This is a genomic window from Megasphaera sueciensis (genome assembly GCF_050219315.1).
Classification (GTDB): domain Bacteria; phylum Bacillota; class Negativicutes; order Veillonellales; family Megasphaeraceae; genus Megasphaera_A; species Megasphaera_A sueciensis.
In genome coordinates, this window is the sequence record NZ_CP116939.1 from 2,217,022 (window position 1) to 2,243,456 (window position 26,435).

Annotated in this window: 28 protein-coding genes and 1 tRNA gene; 13 read left to right on the forward strand and 16 right to left on the reverse strand. The window is 39.5% G+C overall.

Annotation, left to right across the window (positions count from 1 at the left end):
• Positions 1 to 71 precede the first annotated feature (71 nt).
• Positions 72 to 725: a Crp/Fnr family transcriptional regulator gene (locus NXG62_RS10565; RefSeq protein WP_427112372.1), complete on the reverse strand. Its 654-nt coding sequence runs from the start codon at positions 723 to 725 to the stop codon at positions 72 to 74.
• 397 nt (positions 726 to 1,122) lie between these two features.
• Here NXG62_RS10565 and NXG62_RS10570 point away from each other — a divergent pair, with 397 nt between their 5' ends.
• From NXG62_RS10570 to NXG62_RS10585, 4 genes are all read left to right on the forward strand, one after another.
• Complete coding sequence (locus NXG62_RS10570) at positions 1,123 to 2,079, forward strand: NAD(P)-dependent oxidoreductase (protein ID WP_427112373.1); 957 nt, start codon at positions 1,123 to 1,125, stop codon at positions 2,077 to 2,079.
• A gap of 111 nt (positions 2,080 to 2,190) precedes the next feature.
• The gene (locus NXG62_RS10575; RefSeq protein WP_427112374.1) at positions 2,191 to 3,324 is read left to right on the forward strand and encodes a glycoside hydrolase family 3 protein; all 1,134 of its coding nucleotides are present in this window, start codon (positions 2,191 to 2,193) and stop codon (positions 3,322 to 3,324) included.
• Between the two features lie 44 nt (positions 3,325 to 3,368).
• Positions 3,369 to 4,139 carry a hypothetical protein gene (locus NXG62_RS10580; RefSeq protein WP_427112375.1) on the forward strand — a complete coding sequence of 257 codons (771 nt, stop codon included), beginning with the start codon at positions 3,369 to 3,371 and terminating at the stop codon, positions 4,137 to 4,139.
• A 62-nt stretch (positions 4,140 to 4,201) separates the two neighbouring features.
• The gene (locus NXG62_RS10585) at positions 4,202 to 5,437 is read left to right on the forward strand and encodes an HD-GYP domain-containing protein (protein WP_427112376.1); all 1,236 of its coding nucleotides are present in this window, start codon (positions 4,202 to 4,204) and stop codon (positions 5,435 to 5,437) included.
• 54 nt (positions 5,438 to 5,491) lie between these two features.
• On the opposite strand, the gene NXG62_RS10590 is transcribed toward NXG62_RS10585, so the two are convergent.
• The 3 genes from NXG62_RS10590 to NXG62_RS10600 are packed head-to-tail and all read right to left on the reverse strand — an operon-like array spanning position 5,492 to position 7,091.
• Entirely contained in the window at positions 5,492 to 5,875 is a 384-nt protein-coding gene (locus NXG62_RS10590) for a NifB/NifX family molybdenum-iron cluster-binding protein (RefSeq protein ID WP_427112377.1), read from the reverse strand.
• Between the two features lie 18 nt (positions 5,876 to 5,893).
• A complete protein-coding gene (locus NXG62_RS10595; protein ID WP_427112378.1) occupies positions 5,894 to 6,724 on the reverse strand; it encodes a P-loop NTPase in 831 nt (276 codons plus the stop codon).
• 16 nt (positions 6,725 to 6,740) lie between these two features.
• Positions 6,741 to 7,091 carry a DUF134 domain-containing protein gene (locus tag NXG62_RS10600; protein ID WP_427112379.1) on the reverse strand — a complete coding sequence of 117 codons (351 nt, stop codon included), beginning with the start codon at positions 7,089 to 7,091 and terminating at the stop codon, positions 6,741 to 6,743.
• Positions 7,092 to 7,265: 174 nt separating this feature from the next.
• Between NXG62_RS10600 and NXG62_RS10605 the strand changes: the two genes are divergently transcribed.
• Together NXG62_RS10605 and NXG62_RS10610 are read left to right on the forward strand one after the other, a co-directional pair.
• Positions 7,266 to 7,342, forward strand: a tRNA-Val gene (locus tag NXG62_RS10605).
• Positions 7,343 to 8,386: 1,044 nt separating this feature from the next.
• The gene (locus NXG62_RS10610; protein WP_427112380.1) at positions 8,387 to 8,584 is read left to right on the forward strand and encodes a winged helix-turn-helix transcriptional regulator; all 198 of its coding nucleotides are present in this window, start codon (positions 8,387 to 8,389) and stop codon (positions 8,582 to 8,584) included.
• Positions 8,585 to 8,729: 145 nt separating this feature from the next.
• Here NXG62_RS10610 and NXG62_RS10615 read toward each other — a convergent pair whose 3' ends face one another.
• The 7 genes from NXG62_RS10615 to thiS form a co-directional block, all read right to left on the reverse strand.
• Complete coding sequence (locus NXG62_RS10615) at positions 8,730 to 9,365, reverse strand: outer membrane beta-barrel protein (protein ID WP_322351633.1); 636 nt, start codon at positions 9,363 to 9,365, stop codon at positions 8,730 to 8,732.
• Between the two features lie 291 nt (positions 9,366 to 9,656).
• Entirely contained in the window at positions 9,657 to 10,181 is a 525-nt protein-coding gene (locus NXG62_RS10620; protein WP_427112381.1) for a cysteine hydrolase family protein, read from the reverse strand.
• A 35-nt stretch (positions 10,182 to 10,216) separates the two neighbouring features.
• Entirely contained in the window at positions 10,217 to 10,810 is a 594-nt protein-coding gene (locus NXG62_RS10625) for a thiamine phosphate synthase (protein WP_322351632.1), read from the reverse strand.
• A 78-nt stretch (positions 10,811 to 10,888) separates the two neighbouring features.
• Positions 10,889 to 11,707 carry a sulfur carrier protein ThiS adenylyltransferase ThiF gene (gene thiF / locus NXG62_RS10630; protein ID WP_427112382.1) on the reverse strand — a complete coding sequence of 273 codons (819 nt, stop codon included), beginning with the start codon at positions 11,705 to 11,707 and terminating at the stop codon, positions 10,889 to 10,891.
• A 12-nt stretch (positions 11,708 to 11,719) separates the two neighbouring features.
• Complete coding sequence (gene thiH / locus NXG62_RS10635) at positions 11,720 to 12,880, reverse strand: 2-iminoacetate synthase ThiH (RefSeq protein ID WP_427112383.1); 1,161 nt, start codon at positions 12,878 to 12,880, stop codon at positions 11,720 to 11,722.
• An 11-nt stretch (positions 12,881 to 12,891) separates the two neighbouring features.
• Entirely contained in the window at positions 12,892 to 13,662 is a 771-nt protein-coding gene (locus NXG62_RS10640) for a thiazole synthase (RefSeq protein ID WP_427112384.1), read from the reverse strand.
• A gap of 51 nt (positions 13,663 to 13,713) precedes the next feature.
• Positions 13,714 to 13,908, reverse strand: a complete 195-nt coding sequence (gene thiS / locus NXG62_RS10645; RefSeq protein WP_322351593.1) for a sulfur carrier protein ThiS — start codon at positions 13,906 to 13,908, stop codon at positions 13,714 to 13,716.
• Between the two features lie 201 nt (positions 13,909 to 14,109).
• On the opposite strand from thiS, the gene NXG62_RS10650 reads away from it, so the two are divergent.
• Positions 14,110 to 15,378: a hexokinase gene (locus NXG62_RS10650; RefSeq protein ID WP_427112385.1), complete on the forward strand. Its 1,269-nt coding sequence runs from the start codon at positions 14,110 to 14,112 to the stop codon at positions 15,376 to 15,378.
• On the opposite strand, the gene bioB is transcribed toward NXG62_RS10650, so the two are convergent.
• A complete protein-coding gene (gene bioB / locus NXG62_RS10655) occupies positions 15,373 to 16,353 on the reverse strand; it encodes a biotin synthase BioB (protein ID WP_427112386.1) in 981 nt (326 codons plus the stop codon). The genes NXG62_RS10650 and bioB overlap by 6 nt on opposite strands.
• 209 nt (positions 16,354 to 16,562) lie before the next feature.
• Between bioB and NXG62_RS10660 the strand changes: the two genes are divergently transcribed.
• The 4 genes from NXG62_RS10660 to NXG62_RS10675 are packed head-to-tail and all read left to right on the forward strand — an operon-like array spanning position 16,563 to position 23,673.
• On the forward strand, positions 16,563 to 17,957 hold the full coding sequence (locus NXG62_RS10660; protein ID WP_427112387.1) for a PLP-dependent aminotransferase family protein: 1,395 nt from the start codon (positions 16,563 to 16,565) through the stop codon (positions 17,955 to 17,957).
• Positions 17,957 to 19,222 carry a metallophosphoesterase family protein gene (locus tag NXG62_RS10665; RefSeq protein WP_427112388.1) on the forward strand — a complete coding sequence of 422 codons (1,266 nt, stop codon included), beginning with the start codon at positions 17,957 to 17,959 and terminating at the stop codon, positions 19,220 to 19,222. The genes NXG62_RS10660 and NXG62_RS10665 overlap by 1 nt, the downstream gene beginning before the upstream one ends.
• A 5-nt stretch (positions 19,223 to 19,227) precedes the next feature.
• Complete coding sequence (locus NXG62_RS10670) at positions 19,228 to 22,218, forward strand: AAA family ATPase (protein WP_427112389.1); 2,991 nt, start codon at positions 19,228 to 19,230, stop codon at positions 22,216 to 22,218.
• A gap of 21 nt (positions 22,219 to 22,239) precedes the next feature.
• On the forward strand, positions 22,240 to 23,673 hold the full coding sequence (locus NXG62_RS10675) for a sigma-54 interaction domain-containing protein (RefSeq protein WP_427112390.1): 1,434 nt from the start codon (positions 22,240 to 22,242) through the stop codon (positions 23,671 to 23,673).
• 54 nt (positions 23,674 to 23,727) lie between these two features.
• Here the strand turns inward: NXG62_RS10675 and NXG62_RS10680 are convergent, their stop codons facing one another.
• From NXG62_RS10680 to NXG62_RS10690, 3 genes are read right to left on the reverse strand one after another with little or no spacing between them, the layout of a single operon-like run.
• The gene (locus NXG62_RS10680) at positions 23,728 to 24,819 is read right to left on the reverse strand and encodes a tyrosine-type recombinase/integrase (RefSeq protein WP_427112391.1); all 1,092 of its coding nucleotides are present in this window, start codon (positions 24,817 to 24,819) and stop codon (positions 23,728 to 23,730) included.
• An 11-nt stretch (positions 24,820 to 24,830) separates the two neighbouring features.
• Complete coding sequence (locus NXG62_RS10685; protein WP_427112392.1) at positions 24,831 to 25,193, reverse strand: NINE protein; 363 nt, start codon at positions 25,191 to 25,193, stop codon at positions 24,831 to 24,833.
• 31 nt (positions 25,194 to 25,224) lie between these two features.
• Complete coding sequence (locus NXG62_RS10690) at positions 25,225 to 25,587, reverse strand: helix-turn-helix domain-containing protein (protein WP_427112394.1); 363 nt, start codon at positions 25,585 to 25,587, stop codon at positions 25,225 to 25,227.
• A 157-nt stretch (positions 25,588 to 25,744) separates the two neighbouring features.
• Here NXG62_RS10690 and NXG62_RS10695 point away from each other — a divergent pair, with 157 nt between their 5' ends.
• Together NXG62_RS10695 and NXG62_RS10700 are read left to right on the forward strand one after the other, a co-directional pair.
• Positions 25,745 to 25,960, forward strand: coding sequence for a hypothetical protein (locus NXG62_RS10695; protein WP_427112395.1), 216 nt, complete (start codon positions 25,745 to 25,747; stop codon positions 25,958 to 25,960).
• Between the two features lie 9 nt (positions 25,961 to 25,969).
• Positions 25,970 to 26,113, forward strand: a complete 144-nt coding sequence (locus NXG62_RS10700; protein WP_427112396.1) for a hypothetical protein — start codon at positions 25,970 to 25,972, stop codon at positions 26,111 to 26,113.
• On the opposite strand, the gene NXG62_RS10705 is transcribed toward NXG62_RS10700, so the two are convergent.
• Positions 26,102 to 26,419: a hypothetical protein gene (locus tag NXG62_RS10705; protein WP_427112398.1), complete on the reverse strand. Its 318-nt coding sequence runs from the start codon at positions 26,417 to 26,419 to the stop codon at positions 26,102 to 26,104. The two genes, NXG62_RS10700 and NXG62_RS10705, sit on opposite strands and share 12 nt — an antisense overlap.
• Positions 26,420 to 26,435: the final 16 nt, after the last annotated feature.

Here is a 26,435-nt window from a genome sequence, read left to right on the forward strand (position 1 = left end):
TTTTATTTGGAGGCGTTCGTTATATCTAAAAAAGAAGTTGTCATTAAAAATTCAATGATAATCTAGGAAGGTTAGTAAAACTCTTTTCCTTCAAATATTTCCCGTAATTTTTGGCGGTCCAATATTCGAATATGCTTATATTCTTGAATGAGCATATCTTTTTCCACTAAATTGTTCATGACCCGGGTTGTTGTTACTCTGCTCATGCCGGTCACAGCAGCAATTTGTTCATGTGTTAAATTTACTTTATCATCATTTTCATCGGTTATAGAATACAAGAGACATGCTATTTTTTCTTCATTTTTTATAAATTGAGCATAGAAAATCCAACTATGCAGCAATGTTATTTTTTTCATAAAAAAAGATAATAATTCGTGCATGCTTTCATCATCATTCATACATGCCCGAAGCAATATCTTGGCATCTAACCGATAGGTATTTAGTTTTGTCATAGCACCTGCACAAACGATACGGATAGACGGCGTTGCAAATATTTCTTCGCCGGCTAAGTTATTATTGGAGAAATAGCATAATGTACGTTCACTGCCATCTGGATAAGGAAGGAATGCGCGCAGGCGGCCGTCAATAATATAATATAAATAATCAGCAGGATCATTTTTCATAAATAAAATTTCTCCAGATTGAAAAGTCTTTTTTTGACCGTATTCTTTGAATATTTCGGGAATACACAGCAGATTTGGCTGGAATAAATCATTGGTAGACATGTTGGTACCTTCCCTTCCATGGATAATATTACACGGATGTTCTTGATGAAATTATAACATAAAATAATGACATTGTAATAGATTATACAGAAGTATTTTTTACAAAATAGTATAATAGAGATGAAAATTTATCATAATAATTGCCGATAAATTATTTATGGAAAGTAATTGATTGTAAATAGTGTTGAAGAAGGGGTGATTTACAACCGTTAGATTTTTAGAGATGATCGAAAGGGAGTTCCTGTGATTGGAACTATAATTTAAGAGTACAGTTTTCATATGAGAAATATGCTGGATAAACTCGAGCGCGTATGTCTGTTATAACGGGAAAATTTGTTCATTGTGCAGGTGTTGTGCCAATACATCAAAAGTTCATTCAATGGTATAAGCCACTGATGTGGCAGGGAAAGCACATAAGATCATAGTTTTTTATTTATATTATTATAAGAGGAAAAAGGAGTTGTTCAAAATGAAAATTGGTTTTTTAGGATTAGGTGTCATGGGTCTTCCCATGGCAAAAAATGTGATTAAAAAATCAGGTTGTGAATTGTATGGATTTGATGTTGTCCAAGAAAGACTGGATGAATTAGAAGCAGCGGGCGGACATGCTATCAGTGATCAGACAGAGATTTACAAAAATTGTGATGTAATCATGCAGATGCTGCCAACACATCCTATTATTATCAATTCTATTGAAAAAGCGATTGCATATGGCAAACCGGGCAACATTATCATTGATTTATCTTCGACAGCACCGAATATTATTATTGATATGTACCAAAAGGTTAAAGCTGCGGGAATGTCACTGTTGGATTCTCCTGTAAGCGGGGGAAATCCGAAGGCGATTGATGGTACGCTGGCAATTATGACAGGAGGAGATAAAGATATTTATGATCGGGTAGAACCTCTTTTACAATGTATGGGAATTCCTGTGTATACGGGAGGAACAGGCAGCGGAGATGTTACGAAACTGGTCAATAATACGATTGCCGGAGCCTATATGGTTGCTGTTGCTGAAGGCTATGCATTTGCTGCTAAAGCGGGTATTGATTTGCAGACAACGTTTGAAGCAACAAGGTATGGATTTGCCGGCGGACCAGCCTATGAAAATAAAGTTCCTAAAATGCTTGCCCGTGATTATGAACCAGGCGCGCGGATTGCAGTTCATCGCAAAGATATCATTAATGCAAAGCATTATGCTCATCATCTGGATATTGATTTACCAATGACGGATGTTGTGCTTATGGTGATGGACTGGATGAATGATAATGGACATATCAATGAAGACCAGGCAGCGATGGTCAAGTATTTTGAAGAAAAAATGAATGTTAAAGTAGGCAAAGAAAATAAATAAATATGTTTCCCCGTAAAGGGTCGCATTTCTGCGCGGCCCTTTTTTGCCGAAAAGAAAAAATTTAGTATAATGTAAAGTATATAATCGTATCTGGCGGGAGGGGATGTATATATGAAAATAAATAAAGTTATTGCAAGTATAGTGTTGATAAGCATGACGGTCTGTTTCAGCGGCTGTAAACAGGAAGTACAAAATGAAGCGCAGTCATCAGTGCAGCATCATACGATAAATGAACAAGCAGCGCAGATAGTGTCACATATGAGTGATACTCAAAAAATAGGGCAGCTTATGATGATCGGTATTACTGGTCCGGTGGTAGATATAAAAACAGACCATGCATTGGCTAAATATAAATTTGGTAATGTTATTTTATTTGACCGAAATATGCAAAATCAAAATCAGGTAAAAAAACTTACAGCAGATTTACAAGAAAAAATCGGTATAAATAGTGGGATTTTTCCATTTATTGCTCTTGATCAAGAAGGTGGGGCTGTACTGCGGATGCGCAGCCATTTTCCGGAGGTTCCTAGTGAACAAGAATTAGGTCAAAGAAAACTTTTAGAGACGAAAGTATGGGCAGAGACCACGGGTAAAGAATTAAAACAATTGGGTATAAATGTCAATTTTTCTCCTGTTGTGGATTTAGGATTATCTCATGGGCGATCTTATAGTGAGAATCCGGACGTGGTCTTGACTTATGCAGAACAAGCTTGTACGGGGTACAAAGAAACAGGTATTTTATGCGTTCTTAAACATTTTCCCGGTATCGGCAAGGCAGAAATAGATCCTCATATGGACGGGGGCAGTGTAGATGCTGAACGGGAACAATTAGAGCAGGAGGATTTAAAACCCTTCAGAGATTTGATACAGCATATGGATAATAAAAATATGTTTGTCATGGTTTCTAATATGACTTTTCCGGCATTGGATATGCAATATCCGGCATGTGTATCAGAAAAAATCATGACTGATATATTACGTAATCAGTATAAATATAAAGGACTTATTTTAACGGATGATATGGAAATGGGGGCGATGTCTAAGCACTATACTTTTTCTCAAATGGGAGTTATGGCAATTAAAGCTGGTGCAGATATTATTTTAGTTTGTCATGATTATGAGCATGAACAAGAAGTCTATAAAGGACTGCTGAAAGCCTATCGCAGCGGAGAATTGTCTCGGGATAAGATAGATAAAAAGGTACTGCGGATTGTAGAAATGAAATTAGCGTATAATGACAAATAAATTAATATCAATTATATATATAATAATAAAAGGCGGGAAAAATAATGAAAGTTACACTTATAGGCAATGCCGGGGTATGGCTGAGGGATACGGGATTATCTATAGTAATTGACGGGTTATACGGGAAAAATGAATTTTTCAGTGAGCCGCTGCATGAGATGGATGCAGCGGCGGAGGGAACTGCATCTATGTTCCGGCATATTCGAACATTGGTATTTACTCATCGGCATGAAGATCATTTTAATGCTGCTTATGTTAATACTTATCTTATGCATAATACTGTGCAAAATGTATATATTCCTAAGGTAACGGAACCACCCAATCAATATGAAGATGTAGGTGTTGTAGTACCCGGCAGATCGGGGGCCAGAATTTTTTCTATAGGAGAACGTGATGAAGAAATATACTATGATAGGCTTTCTGAAGACAGCTGGATTATATTTTTTAAAACAATCCATATGGGAGGACCGCAGTATAATGCGCGGCATTATGGAGTTATTATTATATCATCAGGGTATAGTTATCTTTTTATGGCAGATACGGATTGGACATATTCGGTAAAAAATGTGGTACAATTGTTAAAAGATACAACGTTAAAAGCTGCGTTTATCAATCCACTATCTTACATGGACGCCCGTGGAAAACAATGGCTGTCCTATCTTCATGTGCCAAATGTGGTTATATATCATGTGCCGTATGAAGAATCAGACAAAAGCGGTATGCGGAAACTGGTGCGGCGAGAATTGACTTCTCCCGTTTCCCGCTCGTGGAGGCTGCAGGCACTTACAGAAAAAATGCAGACTATCATTATATAAAATAATATGTCGGTGTCCTTGATATAGAAAATAAGCATCACTGGTTCATAAAGGAGGTTATTATGGATTTCTTTATTAGCCCTATTCAATTACTGCAAAGTATATCATTAGCCTTAGAATTATCAGCAGGCGGATTATCCAGTCACCAATGGAGAGTTGCCATGATAGCGGATCATATGGCAGATAAAATGGAGTTAACACGTGAAGAGAGACAAATGCTGGTACATGTTTCCCTTATTCATGATATTGGAGCGGCTGCCAGCTGGAAAAAAGTAGCAGGACTTCAAGTTGTAAAAAGCGCGGATTTATATACGCATGCGTATGCGGGATATAAGCTGCTGAAAAACTCTGCAGCATTTCATGATATGGCTCCGTATGTTCGATATCATCATGATCGTTGGGATGGGAATAATGTATCTGGATTGGCAGGAGAACAAATTCCGCTACTAAGCCGGATTGTTTGTCTTTCTGATAATGTGGCTATACAGATTGATTCGCAACGATTTATTTTTGATCAGGTCCCGGATATTCTGGAAAGTATACGTGAAGAAAGCGGGACATACTTTCAACCGGAGTTGGTTGATGTATTTCTTCAGATAGCTCAACCAGAAGGATTTTGGCTTGATTTGGTCAACGCCTATGCGTTTCCTGAATTTTTTAAGCGGGTTGGCCGATATGGAGATATTTGTTATTCACTAAAGGATGTCATGGATATAGCGGAAATATTGGCAACTGTTGTTGATTGGAATGATCCGTTTACCGGCAGTCATTCCCGCAGGGTTGCGGTTATTTCTGAATACTTGGCAAGTCAAAAAGGGTTTTGCGCGGATGAAGTAAAGTTGATGCGCATTGCGGGATTGCTCCATGATATAGGAAAATTAGCGGTTTCCCGCACTATTTTGGAAAAGCCCGATAGATTGACTAGTTCAGAGTTTTATATTGTTAAGCAGCACCCCTATTATACGTATCATATTCTTCATAACATTGAAGGCCTTCAAGATGTTGCAGTGTGGGCGGCGTATCATCATGAAACATTAGATGGAAAAGGCTATCCGTTCCGAATCAAGGGAGAGTCATTGTCTTTAGGATCCCGTATTGTTGCGGTGGCGGACATTTTTACGGCACTTACGGAGAAACGTCCATATCATGCCACGATGGAGCAGGATGCGGTACGACAAATAATGCAGGGAATGGCGCAGCATGGTAAAATTGATGGCTCGTTGGTGGCGGTGTTATTCCATGATCCTGAAAAAATTAATTATTTGATTGATCATGTTTTTGCGGTACAAAAAAAATAGAAGCATATAAAGAAAGCTATACCCAATTTGGGATATAGCTTTCTTTATGTGCTTCTATTGATGATGACCGCAGTGATGAGGGTGGTTATCCTGTTTGTCGTGATTGTGATGACTGCAGCGAGCATTCGGATCATACGATAACGAACCTTTTAACAGTGCGTTTACTGCGTCGTCGGCAGAACCCGTAACGCCGCCATACCAAATAATGCCAGCAGCTGTGAGAGCTTGTTGAGCACCGCCGCCAATACCGCCGCAAATAAGCGTGGTTACACCGGTTTGTTTTAACCAGGCAGCTAATGATTCATGACCGGCACCATCGGTTCCCAGTATTTGGCTGGCAGTAATAACATTATTTTCTATCGTATAAATCTTAAATTGTTCCGTATGACCGAAATGTTGGAATACAGAGCCATTTTCATAAGTAACAGCTATTTTCATATAATACCTCCTATACTATCAAAAAACAGATTCTAAATATGTAGCCGTTCCTTCTAAATAATTTTTGTTAAAACTTTCTATGTCACCAGCGTCGCAATGAGCTGCAAATTCCGGATCGATTGGTAATTTCATGAAATGAGGAATTTGATACTTTTCGGCAGTTTCTGCAACATGACTGGCACCAAAAATTTCATGCTGTGTATGACAATCGGGACATTCAAAATAACTCATGTTTTCAATAAGACCTAATACGGGAATATGCATCATTTCTGACATTTTGAGGGCTTTTTCTACTATCATGGAAACAAGTTCCTGGGGAGAGGTAACCACAAAGATACCATCGACAGGAAGTGATTGGAAAACGGTCAATGGAACATCACCCGTTCCCGGCGGCATGTCTACAAACATGTAGTCGATGTCGCCCCAAACAATATCTGTCCAAAATTGTTTTACGGCGCCGGCAATGACAGGACCACGCCATACAACGGGCGAAGAAGTATCTTCTAATAAAAGGTTGATGGACATGACTTCAATGCCCTTTTTTGTATTTACTGGGAAGATTCCGTGTTCATCGCCGGTAGCTTTTTCGGTCATACCGAAAATTTTAGGTATCGACGGGCCTGTAATATCAGCATCTAAAATCGCTGTTTTATAGCCTTTGCGTTGCATTTGTACAGCTAATAGGGCGGTGACCAGAGATTTACCAACACCGCCTTTACCACTAACAATACCAATAACGTGTTTTACGTGAGTACCCATATGTGGAGCGACTTGCAAGCTTTCTGGTTTTGTACGACTGTCACAAGAGCTGCCGCAGCTGGAACATTCATGATTACATTCTTCACTCATTTTATCAATCTCCTTTTTATATGTGTTGTGTAGAACGGCAATGGCAGGAATTGCAGCATTTGCCGGCTTGTTTACATAGTTCAATATTACCGCCTTCGATAAGCAGGCGTTTTCCATGGACGAGGGCATCGGCAATTTTACGGCGGGCAACGTCATAGATACCGGTAACAGTTGTTCGTGCAACATTAATTTGCAAAGCACATTGTTCTTGCGTTAATCCGACCAAGTCAATCAAACGGATTACCTCATATTCATCAATACTCATGATTACGGTATCTACAGTATTTGGACAATCTATTCCAGCAGGAGCAAATTCTCCTGATCTTGGCATAGAACAAACACGGCGGCAACGTTGAGGACGTGGCATAGGAAAAACCTCCCTTCTAAGGTATGGCATTATTATATGATTATTTATGACATATGTCAATAATTAAAACTATATAAATAAAGTATATATACTGTTATTTAAAATCATTTGGCATACGTTACCAAATGAAGCTTGCAATTTTTTTTCAGCTTGTTATAATGGAGAAGTACACTTGGGATTATAGCTCAGCCGGTTAGAGCGCCACGCTCACATCGTGGAGGTCGAGAGTTCGAGTCTCCCTAATCCCACCAAAGGATTGTTTTTACTTTTATTTTGAAACTTTGCCACCACTTATGGTAAGGTTTCTTTTTTTGTCTTCATTTAACCAGTATAACTTTTATCGATTTTCTTCCTGGTATGCAACAATTACTATCTCCTCAACTCTTTGATTCCGCGGTTGTGATAATAGCTGATTGCAATTTCTGTACAAGGTGCAAAAGGGACTGCCCGATAAACGGTCAGTTCCCAATAAGTCAAATTTTAAGCAAACCGTTTATTTGCCTAGGGTGGGCGGTTTACTTTTTTTGTTGCAAAAGTGTTACAAGTACGATTAAATATAAAAAGGTTATATTTGTTGTATCGTTCATGGGCATCACTCTATTTTAGATGTAATATTGACTGTCTATCATTTCGTGACAGTATCTTATAAGAGTTTATCAAGTTCTAAGAAATCAGTTGAAGGGTTAACTTTATGAGGGCATTGCATATGCGGTGGGTTTCTTTATTTGCAATCATACATTAGAATTCAATTATTTTAGGATTTGTTGTGCAAGAATAAATAGCAGCTATGCCCTGTTCAAAATAAAACACAGTCATTAAATTATCATCAACGGTTTACATACTGCTTAATACTGCCTTGTTGGCATTCATCATAGCGGCTCTAGCTTCTCGGCGTAAGTCTTCTTTGACATTGCCTTCGACTCGAATCCATGTTCTTTTGTACATACCGCTCCAAATGGTCTAACATGAGCTTGTCCGGCATCACTGGTTGCAAGATAAAATGTTCCACAAGATTTTAGATATTCCATTATTCCATTCATTTTAAAATCTCCTTCCATAGATACCGTTGTATTTGTTGTTATTTAACAAGTATAATTATAACGCACAGAATAAATATCACAAGTACGATATTTATTGATACCGGTATCGGAAAGAAACGCGTGTGGAAAAGAAGGAATTGTTTGGGCGTTGCCCTTATGTAACTGCGCAAAAGGTATTAACTGGAAAGTGGTCTATGTATATTTTATATCTTCTATCAGGAGGGAGCGATTCGTTTTAATGAACTTCAAAGACGAATGCTTGAAGAAATAACACACACAACGTTGTCACGTCAATTAAAAACACTGGAAAAAGAAGGATTAATTATTCGGACAGAACCTCCCCGAGTAGAATATCGGTTAAGTGAAGTAGGAGAGAAATTTAAAAGTGTTTTGTCGGTCCTTAAAATATGGGGAGATGAATATATTTTGTATTTAAATAAAACAAAAAAATAGCGTAATAGATACAAATTATCTTTATTTTTATTGGATAAAAATCGTTTTTTAAGTTAATTTATTATAAAAAACGCGTTACAAAAAGACAATTTAGACATTGTCCTTTTGTAACGCATAAGAATCGTATTCGTATTACTATTAAACTTTATTTGCCGCTCCCTAAGCGATAGGAGGCACCGATGATAGCACCTTTATAGGTAAGATTGATATCGTCATTAATTTCCGTATTGACATACCGATATCCCGCGTTGACGTCCAGATTTTTAGATACAGCATAATTGATGCCGGCTTCCCACAAGGAAGTCTTTTTTGTTCCCAAAGCGCCTTTAGCGTACACATCAAAATTATTTCCAATAGATTTTTTTGCAATAACACCTAATTGCAGTACGTTATTTGTGCAGTTATAATTGCTGACACCTTCATTAATTCCGGTATTATTAAACGAATTTTTAATGCGGTTCCAACCGCCATACACGGCAACATTTTTGTTAAGAGAATATACGGCATTTATTTCCTGCGAATTTCCGGTAGTACTGTCATGCTTTGTTTTTAAACCGGTGTATTCATATTGTACGGCCCATTGGTTGGTTAAGCCGTAGGTTGCACCGCCGTTTACATTCCACTTACTGCCCGTAGAACCGCCGGATTCAGCTTTCGCATTCCAAACACCTAAATCAATTTGAGTTTCTCCTTTGTCCCATTGTGTCTGTGGGGCTGCAAAGGCAAAAGAAGTAATACATGTTGCTAGCATAGCCGTTAATACTAAAGATTTATTTTTCATGTTTTTACATCCCTTTCTCGGTATAAGAACTTTTATAAACATAAGTTATCATATCATTTTGTGAAATAAAATACAATATTATTTCACAAAATGATATGATAATATGAGTTATATGCATAGAAGATGGACATAGCGTTGACGTAATGTTGGTTTGGTTTATGCTTGTGGATTTTTTATTATACAGTACTAAAAAGCCAGTAATATTGAAGTACCCCTATATAGTTAATCAAAAAAATAGCATATGGGGGTACAACCTATTCTGGGTTTTTATGTTTGTACAGAGTGATTTATTTATCGTATTATGTGGATTTGACAGGCCTGCATGGCAGTTAGCGCCGTTTGATGTGCTTCTTCCGTACTTCCGGCACAGCAGCTGCTGTACACTATAATGTTTTTTTCGGGATAAAAAGCTTTAAGCAGCAGTGCATTGGAAATGATGCAAATATCTGTACAAAGCCCCATAAGGACCAGTGTATCATAAGGCGCTGCCGCTTCTATGAGTGCAGTGCATCCAAATGTGGATTTTTCTAAAACAACAGCATCCAGTGTATAAGGTAGAAGATCGCGGCAAATATTCCAACCATGACTATCCTTTTGACAGTGTTGTATGGGGAGATTTTTTCCTTCTTGTGTGTCCAAATACCGTTCATCGTGTGTATCTTGTGTGAAAATGAGTTCTGTCGTATCGGCTGCATTTTTCTTTACTTTGATAATTTCCTCTTCGATGCGGGGAACAATACGTTGTGCCGAGGTCGATCCCAGCGTACCTGTAATAAAATCATTCTGCATGTCTATTATAATATAAGCTTGCTTCATACGAAGGCTCCTTTTTAGAATGGCTATACAAGTAGTTAGTTATTGTCCAGCTGTTTTAAATATGCCGGTATATCGGAGCAAGTCATTAAGCTGGACATAAGCGCTATACCTGAAATAGGAAGAGCGTTCAGTGCAGCAATATTTTTTTCAGTAATCCCGCCTAAGGCATATACCGGAATGGAAACAGCATTACAAATATTTTTTAGTTCGCTGACTCCGATGGCAGGGGAATCAGGCTTGCAATTTGTCTCAAATATGTGGCTGGCCATGATGTAGGTAGCCCCCAGTTCTTCTGCTTCTCTTGCTTCTTTTGCCGTATGCACAGAAACGCCTAAGGTAGTCATAAAATAACAAATAGAAGAATGAATCCGTAGATAGGACAAGGAACATTGAAATCGTGGAACATGAAGCTGAATAGCTGTTTTCCCAAAGTGATGGAGAATGCACGTCTTTCCGTGAGCATTGCAGATTTGCAATGCTTGCCGGGCATATGTCATGTAATCCTCTTCACTTAGTGTTTTTTCTCTCAGAATCAAGGTGTTTACATCCGATGCGGCTATTTTTTCTAATTGTTCCCAATAGTTGTTGGGAGCTAATGTGCGGTTTGTTATAGCAAGTATATTTTGCACGTTATATCACCTGTTCATTGCAAGTTTATTTTATATATAATACTATACCTTAATATCATAGGTGAGTCAATGTATAGACTAACGTGCGGCATCTGGTAAAATATCTACCAGAAGTTTTACAATCAGGTTAGCTTCGTGGGCGGAACAAATAGCGACCCGGGGGGCCATAAGACCCCGCCCGGGTATGGCACCTTGGGTGCCGTCACCACAAAGATAAAAGTGGTCTGTGATTTTTCGTGTTTGAATATCGTTACTGTTTCCGTAACCTGCCATACCAGAGGCAGATACAATATATTTTTTGGGACACTGTGTTACTATTGTATTAATAAGCATCGCTTTGGCAGCAGGATTATCAAAGGCTTCACAGATGATGCAATCATCTGCAAAAAGAGAAGCGGCATTTTCGCTGGTCACTTTGACACAGTTTGTATGTACATGAATAAATGGGTTTATTTCTGCAATCTGCGCAGCTAGGGCAGCCGTTTTTTGTTTACCTAAATCGTTGATCCGATAAGCTTGTCGATTTAAATTGCTGACATCGACAGTATCAAAGTCTACAAGATGCAGTGAGCCTACCCCGGTACGTGCTAAAAAAATAGCAGCATGAGAACCGAGACCGCCAAGTCCGGCAATGGCAACTTTTCCTTGCTTTACTTTCTCGTGAACATGAGGAGTATGACGGGAACACATCATTGCTTCTAATGATGCACGGGATGGCAATTTGTTTTTTTCGATAAAATAAATGTCATCACCTGTTTGCAACGGTAAGTTTTCAGTAGTGGCATACCCGTTTAAAATTGATAGATCTGCCGAAGGAAAGCAATGATGGTGCAAGTCTTGGAGAAACAGAAATTCTGTTGTTTGTGTCTGTCCGTTTATATTTATTTTTTTTGTCATGACATACCCTGCTTATAAATAAATGTATTCACTGGTCACAGGCTGGAGATGTTCTGATTTAACAGCAGCATAAATTTCGTCGAAAGAGCGGGTGTCGCTGATTTCAAACTGTTCATCGCCTTTTTGTTCATCTTCTATTATATGGCCGCCTATACCAGTACATACTCCGGCAGATATTTTTGTAGCAGCGATTTTGATAATATTGTTGCGGAAATAAGGACTTTCTCTGCTGGAAACAACGATGCTGGCGTATGGCATAAATAAACGATAGGCACAAATTATCTGGACCAACTGCTTTTCATGTACGTCTTTTGGATTTATTTTATCATTATTAATAATAGGGCGAAGGCGCGGACATGACAACGAGATTTCTGCATGAGGATATTTTTTTTGTATAAGCCAGGCATGCATACCGGTAGCAACGGCATCTTTTTGATAATCATCAAGTCCTAAGAGTGCTGCGAAACCAACCCCTCTCATGCCGCCTAAAATAGCTCTTTCCTGAGAATAAAAACGATAAGGAAAAATACGTTTGTGACCGGCGAGATGAAGTGTTTCGTATTTGTCAGAATTATACGTTTCTTGAAATACTGTGACATAGTCTGCGCCGCATTCGTGTAAATATTTGTATTCATCTACATTTACCGGATAAATTTCCACACCTACAATACGGAAATATTCCCTGGCAATTTTAATGGCATTACCGATATACGCTACATCGGACATATGACGGCTTTCACCGGTTAACATAAGCACTTCTTCCAATCCGGTTTTAGCAATATTTGTGCATTCTTGACGAAGTTCAACATCAGATAACTTAGCACGCTGAATTTTGTTATGAGAATTGAAACCGCAGTAAATACAGTAATTTTCACAATAATTCGCAAAATAGATAGGTGTAAATAAGTTAATGGAGTTACCAAAATGACGACGCGTTACGGTGTGTGCCTTTTGAGCTATTTCCTCCAGAAAAGGCAAAGCTGCCGTAGAAAGAAGGGCCATAAAATCCTGAGGTTCCAAATGGGTTTTGGCAAGAGCTTTTTTTACATTTTTCGAGGTAAAGTCTTCATTGCGAAATGCATCGTGATATTGCAGTACATCTTCCAGCATAGTAGAGTCGATAATTTCCATATCCGGTAAATATTTCATGTGATCGATACGTTTTTCTTCCATTATAACACCCCTTAATCTCCTAAAAAGCCTGTAAGCGGATCTGATGCAGATGCCGTTTCACGAACCCTGCCAAGTCCAGATAGATAAGCTGCTCGGCCTGCTTCGATAGCCTGGCGGAATGCTTTTGCCATAAGCGGTATATTACCAGCTGTGGCAAGCGCGGTGTTGGCCATAATTGCCGAAGCGCCCATTTCCATGGCTTCGCAGGCTTGGGAAGGACGGCCGATACCTGCATCGATAATGATTGGCAAATCTATTTCATCAATGAGAATTTGAATGAAATCACGAGTAGAAAGTCCCTTATTTGTGCCAATCGGCGAAGCAAGGGGCATAATTGCGGCAGCACCGGCATCACGGAGAGAACGAGCCGCATATAAATCCGGGTACATGTAAGGCAATACGATGAATCCTTCTTTGGCAAGCTGCTCTGTTGCCTTGATGGTTTCGGCATTGTCGGGGAGCAGGTATTTTGTGTCACGCATAACCTCGATTTTGATAAAATCTCCGCAACCAAGTTCTCGGGAAAGATGGGCAATGCGAATTGATTCTTCGGCAGTACGGGCACTAGACGTATTTGGCAGCAGTGTTATTTTTTTAGGAATGTAATCGAGAATGTTATCTTTTTGACCGGCTTCGACACGCCGCAAGGCCATCGTAATGATTTCTGCACCAGCTTGTTCGACAGCCGCTTTAATTAAATCTACATTATACTTACCTGAACCTAAAATAAAACGAGATGAAAATTCATGACCGCCTAATACGAATGTATCGTTTGTTTCCATTATAACCACTCCTTGTTTTTTATAAGGTACAACTGTCTTTTAGATGATGGGTCAGCCGCCGCCAACAAATTGCACGATTTCTATTTTGTCGTTATCGATGAGGCGCGTTTGAGCATAGGCACTGCGCGGTATGATGGAACCGTTAAGTTCAACTGCGACTCGTTCCTTTCGATAGCCCTCTTGTGTTAGATAGTTGTTTAACGTGATACCGTCAGCAGCAACTTTTTTCCCATTGATGGTAAGCATAATATGGACCTCCTTTCTAAAAAAATAAAAGCCGCACGAAGAATTACACCCTAGGTGGTGTACCCCTTCGTGCGGCTTTTATAGTTAGCACTCTAAAAAAAGTATAGCCTTTTTTGCTGAAAAGTCAACTAGTAATAGTGGAAAAATTTATTTCGTACGTTTTATGAATATGGTACAATATACATATTGGAGGTATCCGTTATGAGTGAAGAATACACGCATATTTCAAAACAATTTTATTGGCATGATGAACAATTGAAAATATTTTCGGATCAATTTTGTCATTCTCTGCAGGATGCGATGAATGGACGACCTTCTTCTCTTTCCAAATTGGATGCGTGCATCGGCTTACCGTCGGGATATGAAAAGGGAGTCTACTTGGCGTTGGATTGGGGCGGCACAAATATTCGAGCTTCTCGTGTGCGATTAATAGGAAAACGGTGTTATATTATAGAAAAGCAAGTAGCACGGCCTTTGAAGAGTATAGGACAATATGATTTTACCAGTCCTGATACAGATAGGGAGACCTTATTTGATTTTATTGCTGATTGTGTAGCGACGGTGGCTCTGCCAAATTGTACATATGTGCTGGGGCATAGTTTTTCTTTTGCCGTTTGCCAGGATCACATCCGAGATGCCCGGCTTCTGGCATGGTCTAAAGAGATCAAAGTACCTCATATGAAAGGCCGCTATATTAATAAGTTATTGCAGCAGGCATTGGTGCGGAAAGGATTGACGGATATCATTCCGGCAGCTTTGATTAATGATACGACGGCGGCTCTTTTGGCATCTTCTTATCGCGGCGGAGCATCCAAGGTAGCGGCTATCTGTGGAACTGGTTTTAATATTTGTTTTTATGATGCGGCAGCAACCCATATTTATAATATAGAAGCAGGGAATTATAATGGCGGAAGACAATTAAAATGGGATAAGGAAGTAGACAAAGCATCGGAAAAACCGGGAGATCATTGCTTGGAAAAAATGGTAGCGGGACGCTATCTTTGTGAAGTTTTTCGACGGACAGTGATGACTTATTTTGACATCGCGGACATTCCGGCATGTACGACAGAGGAAATGAATGCGTTGCTGCACGTCGCGGATGTACAGCAGCTGCGGTTTATGATGGGGCGGTTATGGCATCGCATTATTATTCAGCGGGATATAGAACGGCTGAAGGAGATGGCTGTTAGTATTTTTATTCGCTCAGCTCAGTTAACGGGCGCTGCATGCAGCGGTGTTTTGCGATATCTTTATCCGAGTGGGGAGATTCCAGAACAGACGCTTGCTATTGAAGGCAGTGTAATAGCAAATGTCACGGGTAGTATTATAATGGTCCAAGATGCAATGCGTGCCTGCTTAGCTGTCGATGATTCAGGCTGGACTCGTCCGATACCGGTTAAGCCTCTTATTGTTAAAGATGGACCTGTTATTGGAGCGGCGGTTGCTGCGGCTATGTGTGTTTCTTCATAAATGCGGGGCCGCAGTACGGCGGTTTAAATCACGCAGCATTTGTTGGTCTTCACTAATAGTGCGTCCCTTTGTTGTCAGATAATCGCCAATCATCAACCCGTTTAAACCCCCGGTTAAGGCATAAGCCTGCATGGATCGGAGGTTTATTTCGCGTCCGCCGGCGGTGCGGATGAGGGCATAAGGCAGAATGAATCGGAATACAGCAAAAGCTCGGAGAATTTCCCAGGGATCAAGATGTTTATTGTTTTCAAAAGGGGTTCCTATGATAGGGTTCAGAATATTTAAAGGTATAGAATCAATGCCGAGGGACTTCAACGTAAAAGCCATTTCTATACGCTGACTGCGTGTTTCACCTAATCCGAATATTCCTCCTGAACAAAGTCGAAGCCCTGCCTTTTGTGCAATATGAATGACGGATACTTTATCTGTAAAGGTGTGAGTGGTACAAATTTGGGGAAAATATGAAGGTGCGGTTTCAATATTGGCATGGTATCGGGAAATGCCGACTGTTTTTAGTGCTTTGGCTTGTGTAAGATTGATAAGACCTAGAGAGCAGCAGGTTTCTATTTTTACATTGTTTTTGATATGCTGCAGTGTTGTGAGAATTTGGTTGAATTCTTCTCCTTCTGAAATAGAACGTCCGCTGGTAACTATAGAGAAGCGGGCAGCTCCCAAGTCTTTTGCTTTTCTTGCAGCGTTGATAATTATATCGGAATCAAGTAATTTGTGGGTTGCGGCACCCGTATCGTAATGAATGGATTGAGCACAAAAACGGCAATTCTCAGAACATTTTCCCGAACGTCCATTAATGATGGCACAACAGTCTACTTCATTATTTGCAAAATGTTGGCGGATTTTGTCGGCCATAGCCAGCAACAACGGAGTGTCCTCATCAGTAACAGAGATAAGTTCATTCCCTTCTTGGGGTGTGATATCCTGCCCGGACATTACTTTTTTTGCATATTCGATAATCATAAGTGTGACCATCCCCTTTTTTTGTAGATTGTAGATAAGTATACGGCAAAAAAAAATATTAGTCAACTTTTTAATAATATATTTTGTTTACAATTAAATGGTACAGATTTTTTGTGTTTTACCTCTTTTCACTATGCCAGTTTTTGAGTACAATATATAATATATCAATATAAAGAAAAGTGATAGTATGTGGAAATTGGAGATATGATATGCTGCAGATAGAAAAAACAATTAAAAAACCATATTATGTACAGATATATGAATATTATCGGGATGAGATCGAATCACGGCGGATGCAAGCAGGAAATCGGCTTCCTTCTGTGCGGGAATTAGCACAGGCGGTGGATGTCAGTAAAATGACCATTGAAAAAGCCTATTATCAGCTGGCTAGTGAAGGGTATATTATGAGGCGCAATAAGGCTCGGTATGAGGTGGCTTTTTTAGGCAGCGAAAAAGAAGATGGGCAGAAAAAACCGATTTACCATCCGGATGCCGCGCAGCGTTCCTTTTTTCAGTATGATTTTGGTAGTGGCGATATGGATATGGAACGATTCCCCTTGGAAGTCTGGCGCCGCTACATGAATCATGTTCTTTCTCGGCCGGAATATTTGATGCAATGCAACGATGAGCAGGGGGTTCCGGAATTACGAGAAATTTTAAGTCAGTACGTTTATCAAGCCCGCGGTGTGTATGCAAGTGCGGAAAGTATCATTATTGGAGCAGGCACACCGTCTTTGCTCGGAATTTTAACAAACATACTTCGTTCCTATTCCTGTATTGGAGTAGAAAACCCTGGGTTTAAACTGGGGCGTGAAATATTTCGCAATAGTGGTTATGACATATTCCCTTTTTCCGTACAAAACGGTATGATGGATATGGATATGTTGGAAACGAATGGGATTCGATTAGTTTATGTCAGCCCGTCTCATCAATTTCCTACAGGTACCATTATGCCGGCGGGAATGCGGCATCGTTTATTGCAGTGGGCGGAAAAGATGGATGGGTTAATCATAGAAGATGATTATGATAGTGAACTCCGTTATTATGGTAGACCTGTTCCGGCTTTGCAGGGGTTAGATACCCATGGAAGAGTCATATATATGGGCTCTTTATCTAAGGTACTTCCGTCTTTTGTACGACTTAGTTATATGGTGTTGCCGCCGCGATTATTAGCATTTTATAACGAAAAGCGCGGGTTATTCCGTCAAGGGGCATCTGTTCCGGAACAATGTGTGCTGGCGGCTTACATTCGCAGTGGAGAAATGGCTCGCCAAGTACGAAGATTACGTAAAGATTATCAAGAAAAAGGCAATTTGATGAAGGCACTTTTGCTTAGTGCGTTTGGTAAAGACATAGAGGTCAGCAGTCTTGTATCAGGGGTGTATTGCCGAGTCACTTTGAACAGTGCTTATACTGCGGCAGAATTGCAGTACAGAGCTGAAAAAAAAGGTTGCCGGGTTTTGCCGATTCAAGCTTTTTATGAAACGAAGGAACAAGAGGAACGCAAAGAATTTCTTCTTTCCTTTTCAAAGATACCTAGTCATAAGTTAAAACAGGCCATTACGGTACTTCATGATGCGTGGGCAAAGAAAGAGGGAGACTAATGTCGACAAGTTTACGGTTTATTCATTGCGGTGATCTACATTTGGGAAGTCCTTTTGAAAATATAATGATTACCGATGAAAGATGGAAACGTATTATTGGAAAAGCTCCGGTTCGAGCATTTCAAAAGATTGTTCAGGCCGCTATTGATAAGCAAGTGCATGCTGTACTTATTGCGGGGGATGTATATACCAGCGCAACACATAATTTGACGGCGCAGCTGGATTATGTTCGCTTGCTGCACAAGTTGGGACAGCACGGCATAGAAGTATTTGCTGTTCATGGAAATCATGATCCGCTGGATGCTTGGAAAGCTAAAATTCCGCTGCCGCCGAATGTACATGTATTTAGCACTGAACAAGTTGAACGAATCCCTCTAATTATAGATGGCGAAGAACGGGCAGAAATTTATGGCCGCAGCTATGCGCATAGTGAAGAAAGAAACAACTTTGCCGGAGAGTATATCCGCCACGAGGATGATCAATATGCTATTGGACTCATGCATACGCAGGTAGGCGGAGAAAACTCAACATATGCGCCTTGTACGTTGAATAGTTTGAAAGACAGCGGGATGGATTATTGGGCGCTTGGGCATGTTCATACCCCACAGGTCTTGCAGGAAAAACCATGGATTGTATACTGCGGCAGTCCACAGGGGTTGGATTGCACAGAAACAGGTGTCCACGGTTGCTACTATGTTGAAGTAGGCCCCTATGGAACAACGTCACTGCAGTTTATAGATACCAGCATTGTTCGCTGGGAGAGTATCAATGTACCAATCGATACGATTGAGTCTGTATCTGAAATTAGAGAAAACGTGCGTCTAGCTAAAGAAAAGATACGAAAGGAAATTGGCAGACCAACTTTTCTGACGGTTAATTTTATCGGCGCAGGCAGTATGTACAAAGTTATAAATAATGATGAAGCAGTTCAATATTGGATTGATAGCTGGCGAGAAGAAGAGCAGGGAAAGTATGCATTTGTCATGGTAGAACGGGTTCGTAATATGGCTCGTCCTAAAATTAATCAGGAAGAACGCAGCAAATTACCAGACATGGTTGGTGATTATTTAAATGTATCTGACAAAATAGATGGACTGCCGCAAGAAGAAAAGTTGCAAATGTTGCGCGAAATACTCGAAAAACGTCCGGAATTTGAACGCCTTGGTACGTATGGCCGGCATATTTCAGACGGTCGTCTCTTGGAGGCCTTTGAAAAAGCAAAATGGCTGGGAATGCAGCGGTTATTGGAAGATAGAAGAGGATAATATACATGAAAATTATACAAATGGATTTGGAAGATTTTGGAATTTATCATAATATTACTTGGAATCCACCGGAAAACGGACTTATTGTTATGCATGGACAGAATGAAAGTGGTAAGACGACTCTTATGAAATATGTACGGTCTATGTTTTTTGGATATTTGCGCGGCGATTGGCAGGGCCTATACGGTCATATGGACATACGCCGTATGAATGGACGGGAATATCGAATTTATCGTAATGAAAAAGAGTCGTATATTTCTACTGGTGATGATACCATGCATGAAGAACCTTCTAATTTATGGTGGCATGGTTTGGACCGTCAGACCTATGACAAAATATTTGCGATGGGATTGGAAGATTTGCAGGGATTTAAAATATTATCTAATGATGAAGTTCGAAGCCATTTTTTCAGTGTTGAAGGCGGCGTACGCATGGGGGTGACTCGGCGCGATTTGATTCGTCTTATGGGAGATATTTTTGTGGCATCACCGCAGGGGAAAAAACCTGTCAATGTTCTTCTGAATGAACAGAAAGAGTATGATCAGCATATTTATTCTTTAGCTTATGAAGAAACAGAATTTGCCGATTTACAAGCGAAGGAACAGGAAACACATGAAGAAGAAAATCGTATACGTATCAGTATTACTGAAACAAAACATCAAATAGAAAAGATTTCTATGCCGATTGCAGCGTGGGAGGTTTATAAACAGGGGCAAGATGCATTGGTGCATATGCAGTCGTTAGCAGAAGTTTCGCAGTTTCCGGAAAACGGAGCGCAGCGTTGGAAAGAATTGGAAACTAAAATTAGTGAAATTGATGGTCAAATAAAACAGCTTGAAGACACTTCGCAGAAAAATTCTGCGTATAAAGAAGAATGGAATCGGTGGATTGCTTGTGGAGATCAGCTGGAGAATCTTTTTCGTCAAATTCCGCAATGGAAACAAGGAGAAGAAGAAATTACCAATTCTCAACAAAAAGAAGCTACTTGGAAGTCAGAAATAAAACAACTGAAAATGTCTATGGATGGCTGGACTGGAGGCAATGATATTTTTCGTGGCATTGATTGGGAAACGGGAAAGGCATTGGCTACGGATGTGGCTCTGTATCGTCAAGAACAGGAGAAATGGGAAGCTGCCAAGCCTAAAAATGTGGGTGTGGATTTGCCTGCGGATGATAAAAGTAGTTCTGAACGGACAAAAGAAGAGTGGCAGGAAATTGGTTCGACAGTGAATCATATTCAGCAGGATTTGATAGAACAAGACAAGCTTAAGGAACAATTAACATGGCTGCAGGAGGAGCCGGTAGAAACGTCAAGAGCTTTTTTATGGTTTGGAATTTTATTGGTATTAGCTGCGGCTGCTTTAGCTGCTGGTGTTATTTTATACGGATTAGATCAAACTGCGGGATACATCGGTTCCGGTATTTGTGGTGTACTGGCTGCTGGGGCCTTCTGGAAACAAAATATGCGTACAAACAGGGCTCCTGAAAAGATAGGAGAATTACGAGGCAGGTTGGAATATTTGCATGGACATATTTCAGCACTGGCGGAAAAAGCCGGAATTACTGTTCCGGAAGATAGTGATAACATTATATGGGATACTCGCTTGGATAAAGTTCGCAAGCAGTATATGGATTGGAAAACACGGGAAACAAAAGGAGAATGGGAAAAACAACAGCAAGTGATATATGATTCGATGGTAAAAAAATGGCAGGATGAGGGGAAAATATGCCGAAGCAATTTGGCAGATAGTGAACAACGCTGGTCTAAATGGCAGCAAATAAGCGGTTTAATAAATTTGGAGGCATCCCAGGTCCCCGTTGCAAAGGACTGTTGGGAAAAATGGCTTACTATCACTAAAGAGTATCAGGATTGGATGGGACAGCAGGAAAATTGGAAAAAAATAATCTCTCAATTAGTGGATGATGCTGAACAGATATTCCGAGAAATCCATGTGTCTGAACCAGTTACACCGCAAAGTATAGAGACCATGTATCGCCGCTGGCAGGATATTCGGATTCAGGCAGAAGTTGCTAAAGAACAAGATAAGCAACAGCGGGATAGGGAAGACCAGATTGCCCGTTGGATAAAAGATAAGGAAGTACGGGTTCATCAACAGCGGGAATTAATGCAGGCTGCCGGAGCCCGTTCGGAGGGAGATTTTCGCAGCAAGATATTAAAGTTTCGACAATTTCATCAATATAAAGAAGTGTATGAACAATCTGAAGCACATATCCGCCTTATTGCCAAGAATGATAAGAATCTCAGTGATTTACGGCGAGAACTTAAGGTGCATGATATGAAATACTGGAAACAGCAGATATCTCAATGTGAAGGCTCGATTGCCGAAGCTGAAAAGCAGCTGGCAGCTATTGCCGAACGGCGCGGAAGTATTGTTGAACGACTTAGCCAAATGGCCAAAAGCGATACTTACAGCAAAATGCTCCAGGAAAAAGAAAACAGGAAAACACTTCTGGATGGGAAAATTGATGTTTGGCTGACAATGATGTATGCACAGTATATCTTAGGAGAGGCACAAACGTATTATGAAAAAGTTCGCCAGCCATTGGTTATTCGCAATGCGGGTGAATACCTCCGTCTTATGACGCAAGGGCGGTATACATTGCAAGCTACTTTTGACGGAAGACAGCTTTTTGCTATTGATGAAAATCAACGGCGCATTCCGGAAAAACAATGGAGTAGTGGTTTAGGTGATCAAATTTATTTAGCTATTCGCATTGGTTTGGCTATGGCGTTTGCACAGCAAATAGAGCCGATGCCGTTGATTTTGGATGATATTCTTGTTCGATTTGATGAACAACGGCAAAAAGAAGCAATGCGTTTTCTTGCGGATTTGGGAAAAAAGGAACAAATATTTTTGTTTACTTGTTCAAATGAAACACGCGAAATTGCGCAGCAAGTGCAACAGGAGCTATCGGGAGAAACAGATACGGTTCATCTCTTTGAAATCGAACAAGGAATCATTAATCCGGTTTGACAATAAAGATGGGTGAAAAAAATGATGAGAAGTCAAGGACTGAATAGTATTACACAGCAGCTGATGTTAGAGGCATTAGACAGTGTTCGCGATGGAGTCGTTATCGTTGACAGCAGTTCACGAATTATATATTTGAATGATGCCTATTTGAGAATTTTACAGGTCCGGCGGGAAAAAGCCATGAATAAGTTGATGAGCGAAATTGAACCGGATGCGATTATATTGGACTCGCTGCGGGATAAAAAACCGCGCGTTAATGCACTTGTGCAGGTAAAATCCCGCAGTAAGCGGATACTTGCTAATATTACGCCTATTATTAGTGATACTATACTTATTGGTGCTATTTCTGTTTTCAAAGATATGACCGAGGTATATATGATCAGTCGTGAATTGAAAAAGGCGCAGCGCCTCAGCAAGTCCATATTTAATGCCGTATCTGTGGAAAATATGACGATACCGCCGGAATTTTCACATGTCATTGGACGGGATGAAAAATTTCTTCATTGTCTGCAATTAGCTAAAACAGTAGCGCCTACAGATGCGACAGTACTGATTGAAGGAGAAAGCGGTACAGGTAAAGAAGTTATTGTTAATGCAATATTAAGTATTAGTGGTTCCCGCCGTCAGCCTTTTGTGAATTTGAATTGTTCGGCGATTCCTGAAAGTCTTTTTGAGAGTGAATTATTTGGGTATACTTCAGGATCATTTACAGGAGCGTCAAAAAACGGCAAAATCGGTAAATTTGAACTTGCCCATAAGGGAACGATTTTTCTCGATGAAATAGGAGAAATGCCTTTGTTTATGCAGTCTAAACTTTTACGAGTATTGCAATCGGGTGAAATTCAAAAAATTGGTTCGGATTATGCGGACGTTGTAGACGTAAGAGTGATAGCTGCGACCAACCGTGATTTAAAACAAATGGTACAAGAAGGAAAATTTCGAGAAGACTTATATTTCCGCCTTAATACCTTTAAAATTGTGATACCTCCGTTGCGGGAAAGACGCGGTGATATTTTACTTCTGGCAGAATATTTTATTCGTAAATTTAATGATAAATATGGGAAACAAGTGTATTTAGGAAAAGAAGCAGCCGGTCATTTGCAGAAAGTTCCTTGGTTTGGTAATGTACGTCAATTGGAAAGTTGTATTGAATATGCTGTTATTGTTTGCAAAACACGGCAATTGCAGATACAAGATTTACCGGAAGATATACAAAATGGAATTTCTGAAGCAACAGAAACTTTATCGAAAGTATCTCAGATATCTATACCCTTGCGACCTGTCCAAGGGTTAAAGAATGATATACAAAATATGGAACGGGAACGAATGCGGCAGGCACTTTTGGAAACAGGCGGTAATAAAACTAAAGCGATGAACGTGTTGGGAATCAGTCGGCGCACTTTTTATAAAAAATGGAAGTTATATGGATTTGACAATGAAATAAACAATACTTGAAGGGTGCCTACTGTTATGTGGTTTCTGATAAATTCGTCAGAAATACGTCAGAAATTACGCAGAAAAAATTTTGTTGATATCTTCTTTTGCTTTCTTTCGCATCTCATCCGTATAATGTACATACGTATGAATGACGGTTTCTACCGTATCCCCGACAAGGGCGGCTACGGTTCGGATATCAACACCATTTGCTAAAAGCTGTGTGGCGTAGGTATGACGCAGATCGTGAATACTTATCTCTTTATTCACTTTTCGGATCGCATAATTTATACTAATAGTATGCGAATCGTTTTTCATGAACAATCTTTTGTCTATTGACTTTACAGGGCTTTCTTGATACTCCTGCAAAATTTCTATCAATGCTTCCGGAATGGGAATGATTCTATTTCCGTTTATACTTTTTGTCGATTTGGGGCCGTATTCATTTTTGTCAGTCGCGCCCCACTGCTGGCAGACGGTAATGCTTCCTTCTTTTAAATTTACATTGTCCCATGTTAGTCCGATAATTTCTCCATACCGCAGTCCGGCGTATCCAGCAATAGCAGCTATCACAAAGAATATATAATCGTTATCACGCATGGAACTTAGAAGAGTTTTTAATTCTTCTTTCGACAATGCGTGTATTTTTTTGCGTTCTTTGTCTTTCGGCACGCTCACTTCTGCCGCAGGATTGCTCTTGATTAGCTTGTACGGCGATATAGCGTATTTAAATAACCTTTTTATCTTAGACATGTATATCTGCTTCGTACTGGCTCTGCACGATAATTTATTCAGATTGTTCATGATGTCGGAAAAGGTGATGTCTGTAACAGCCATACTTGCAATGTCATTAAATGCGTCAATTGCCTGATCGTATGTACGCCGTGTATTATACTCGAGATTATTCTTTTGGTCACGTAAGAACAATTCTTTTAGCTGCAGCAGCGTGATATGTTCCATGCCGCAGGTACTTGATTCCAGATTTACCGTTTCTTTTAATTCTTCCAGCAATCTATCTCCGGCAAGCTTTGCCATAGTTCGTCTGTTTTTCCCTTTAAATCCTTGCTTAGACTTTTGACGCCATTTTCCGTAAGCGTCTTTGTATGCGAGGATTACTTGAAGCCCTTTGTCCTTTTCGCGAAACGAAAATCTATATTCTAATTGCATTGAAATCCCTTCTATCTACGCAATGGTTGCCCGACATTATCTGTAAATTGTCCGGTAAGAAGTTGAATTAAATCAATGATGGTTCCGATGAAAAACATACCGCAGGTAAGTAGATAGATAATTCCGCTAATAATTTTCCCAACATATATACGATGTATTCCTCCGACGCATAAAAAGCCAAGCAAGCATAAAATCGTTGCGGTCTTTTTGCTTTTGTTTGACGTCATGGATACATATTGTGTCTGCGCCGTTGACATAACGTTTGTACTTTCCAGTGGAAGATCACTTTCCGTATATAATTCCGTTGGATATCCGCAGCTTGGACAGAAATTTGTATTGATCGATATTTGTTTTCCGCATCTCTTACATTGCATATTAATCAGCCCCTTTTGAAATTAAACTTTATCAGCATACCCCGTCTTCTTCTTTGGGTTTAGCAGCGTCATATAACTGATCTACAATTGTATCGACAACCATTTTATCGTGTTCATTTAGAACGCGATATTTTTTTATGATATTTTGTTCTTCCGAAGAATAAGAACTTGTTATTGACAATCCGTTAAATACTATTTCTTCGTCTGCTAATGCATCTGCACTAATATTAAAATGTCTGCATATTTTAATTATATTGGCAATGCTGGCTTTAGATATTCCTCTGCGTAAAATGCTATCAATTGTAGAATATGGCATATCTACGCTAATGCAAAATTCTCTAATACTTTTATATTTAGATAATATAAGATTTTTTAGCTTTTCTTCAATGGTCATTTATGCAATCTCCTTTTATTGATGATTATAATTCTTTTTTAACGAAAAATCAATATTTATTTTTGAAAATTCGTTAAAACGTATTGACATTACCGAAATTTCGTGTATAATGAAATCAAAATTAACGCAATTGCGTTAATGATTAGGAGGTGAAATCATGTATAACAACCTAGAAGCAGAGCTTCGCAGACAAAAAATACGGCGCGTTGATCTTGCAAATGATTTGGGATTATCTATATCCACAGTATCCGAAAAATTAACAGGAAAGAGTGATATAAGTCTTTCCTTGGCATTAAAAATAAAAGGGATGCTAAAAGTGGATATGCCCTTAGAAGTTTTATTTGAAACTCATCCGGACAATCGTCCGGCATAAGGAGGAACCATGGAAATCAAATGCACGCCAGAAGAATTGAAACAGCTCATGCTTGAAGTCAATTACAAAATAGAAAAGGCCGATACTAATGAGCCAACAATAGACATTATTAGTACCGGCAGACTTTCAGCAAATGTAATTTTAAAACTCTAATTTTTTCTTGATGTATTCGTTAAGTGCTTTTTGTTTCATTTCTTCCCATGAGCTGAATGACGTATGCTGTCGAATGCAAGAATCAAAATCATCATCTGGAATTGCATCAAAATCTTCTTTGGAATTTATATCAAAGCCGCCAGCTTCAAATAATTTATCAAAAGAAGATACGCTTGTATACCGTTGCATAAAGTCATCATTGAAAAGATCGCCTAGCTTGACATTTTCTTTTTCCGGCAATGATTTTATCTTTTCTTTAAGCTTTTTAAAACCATCAAGATTAGATTCAATTTTAACACTCATCATAATCACCTCCTTTCAA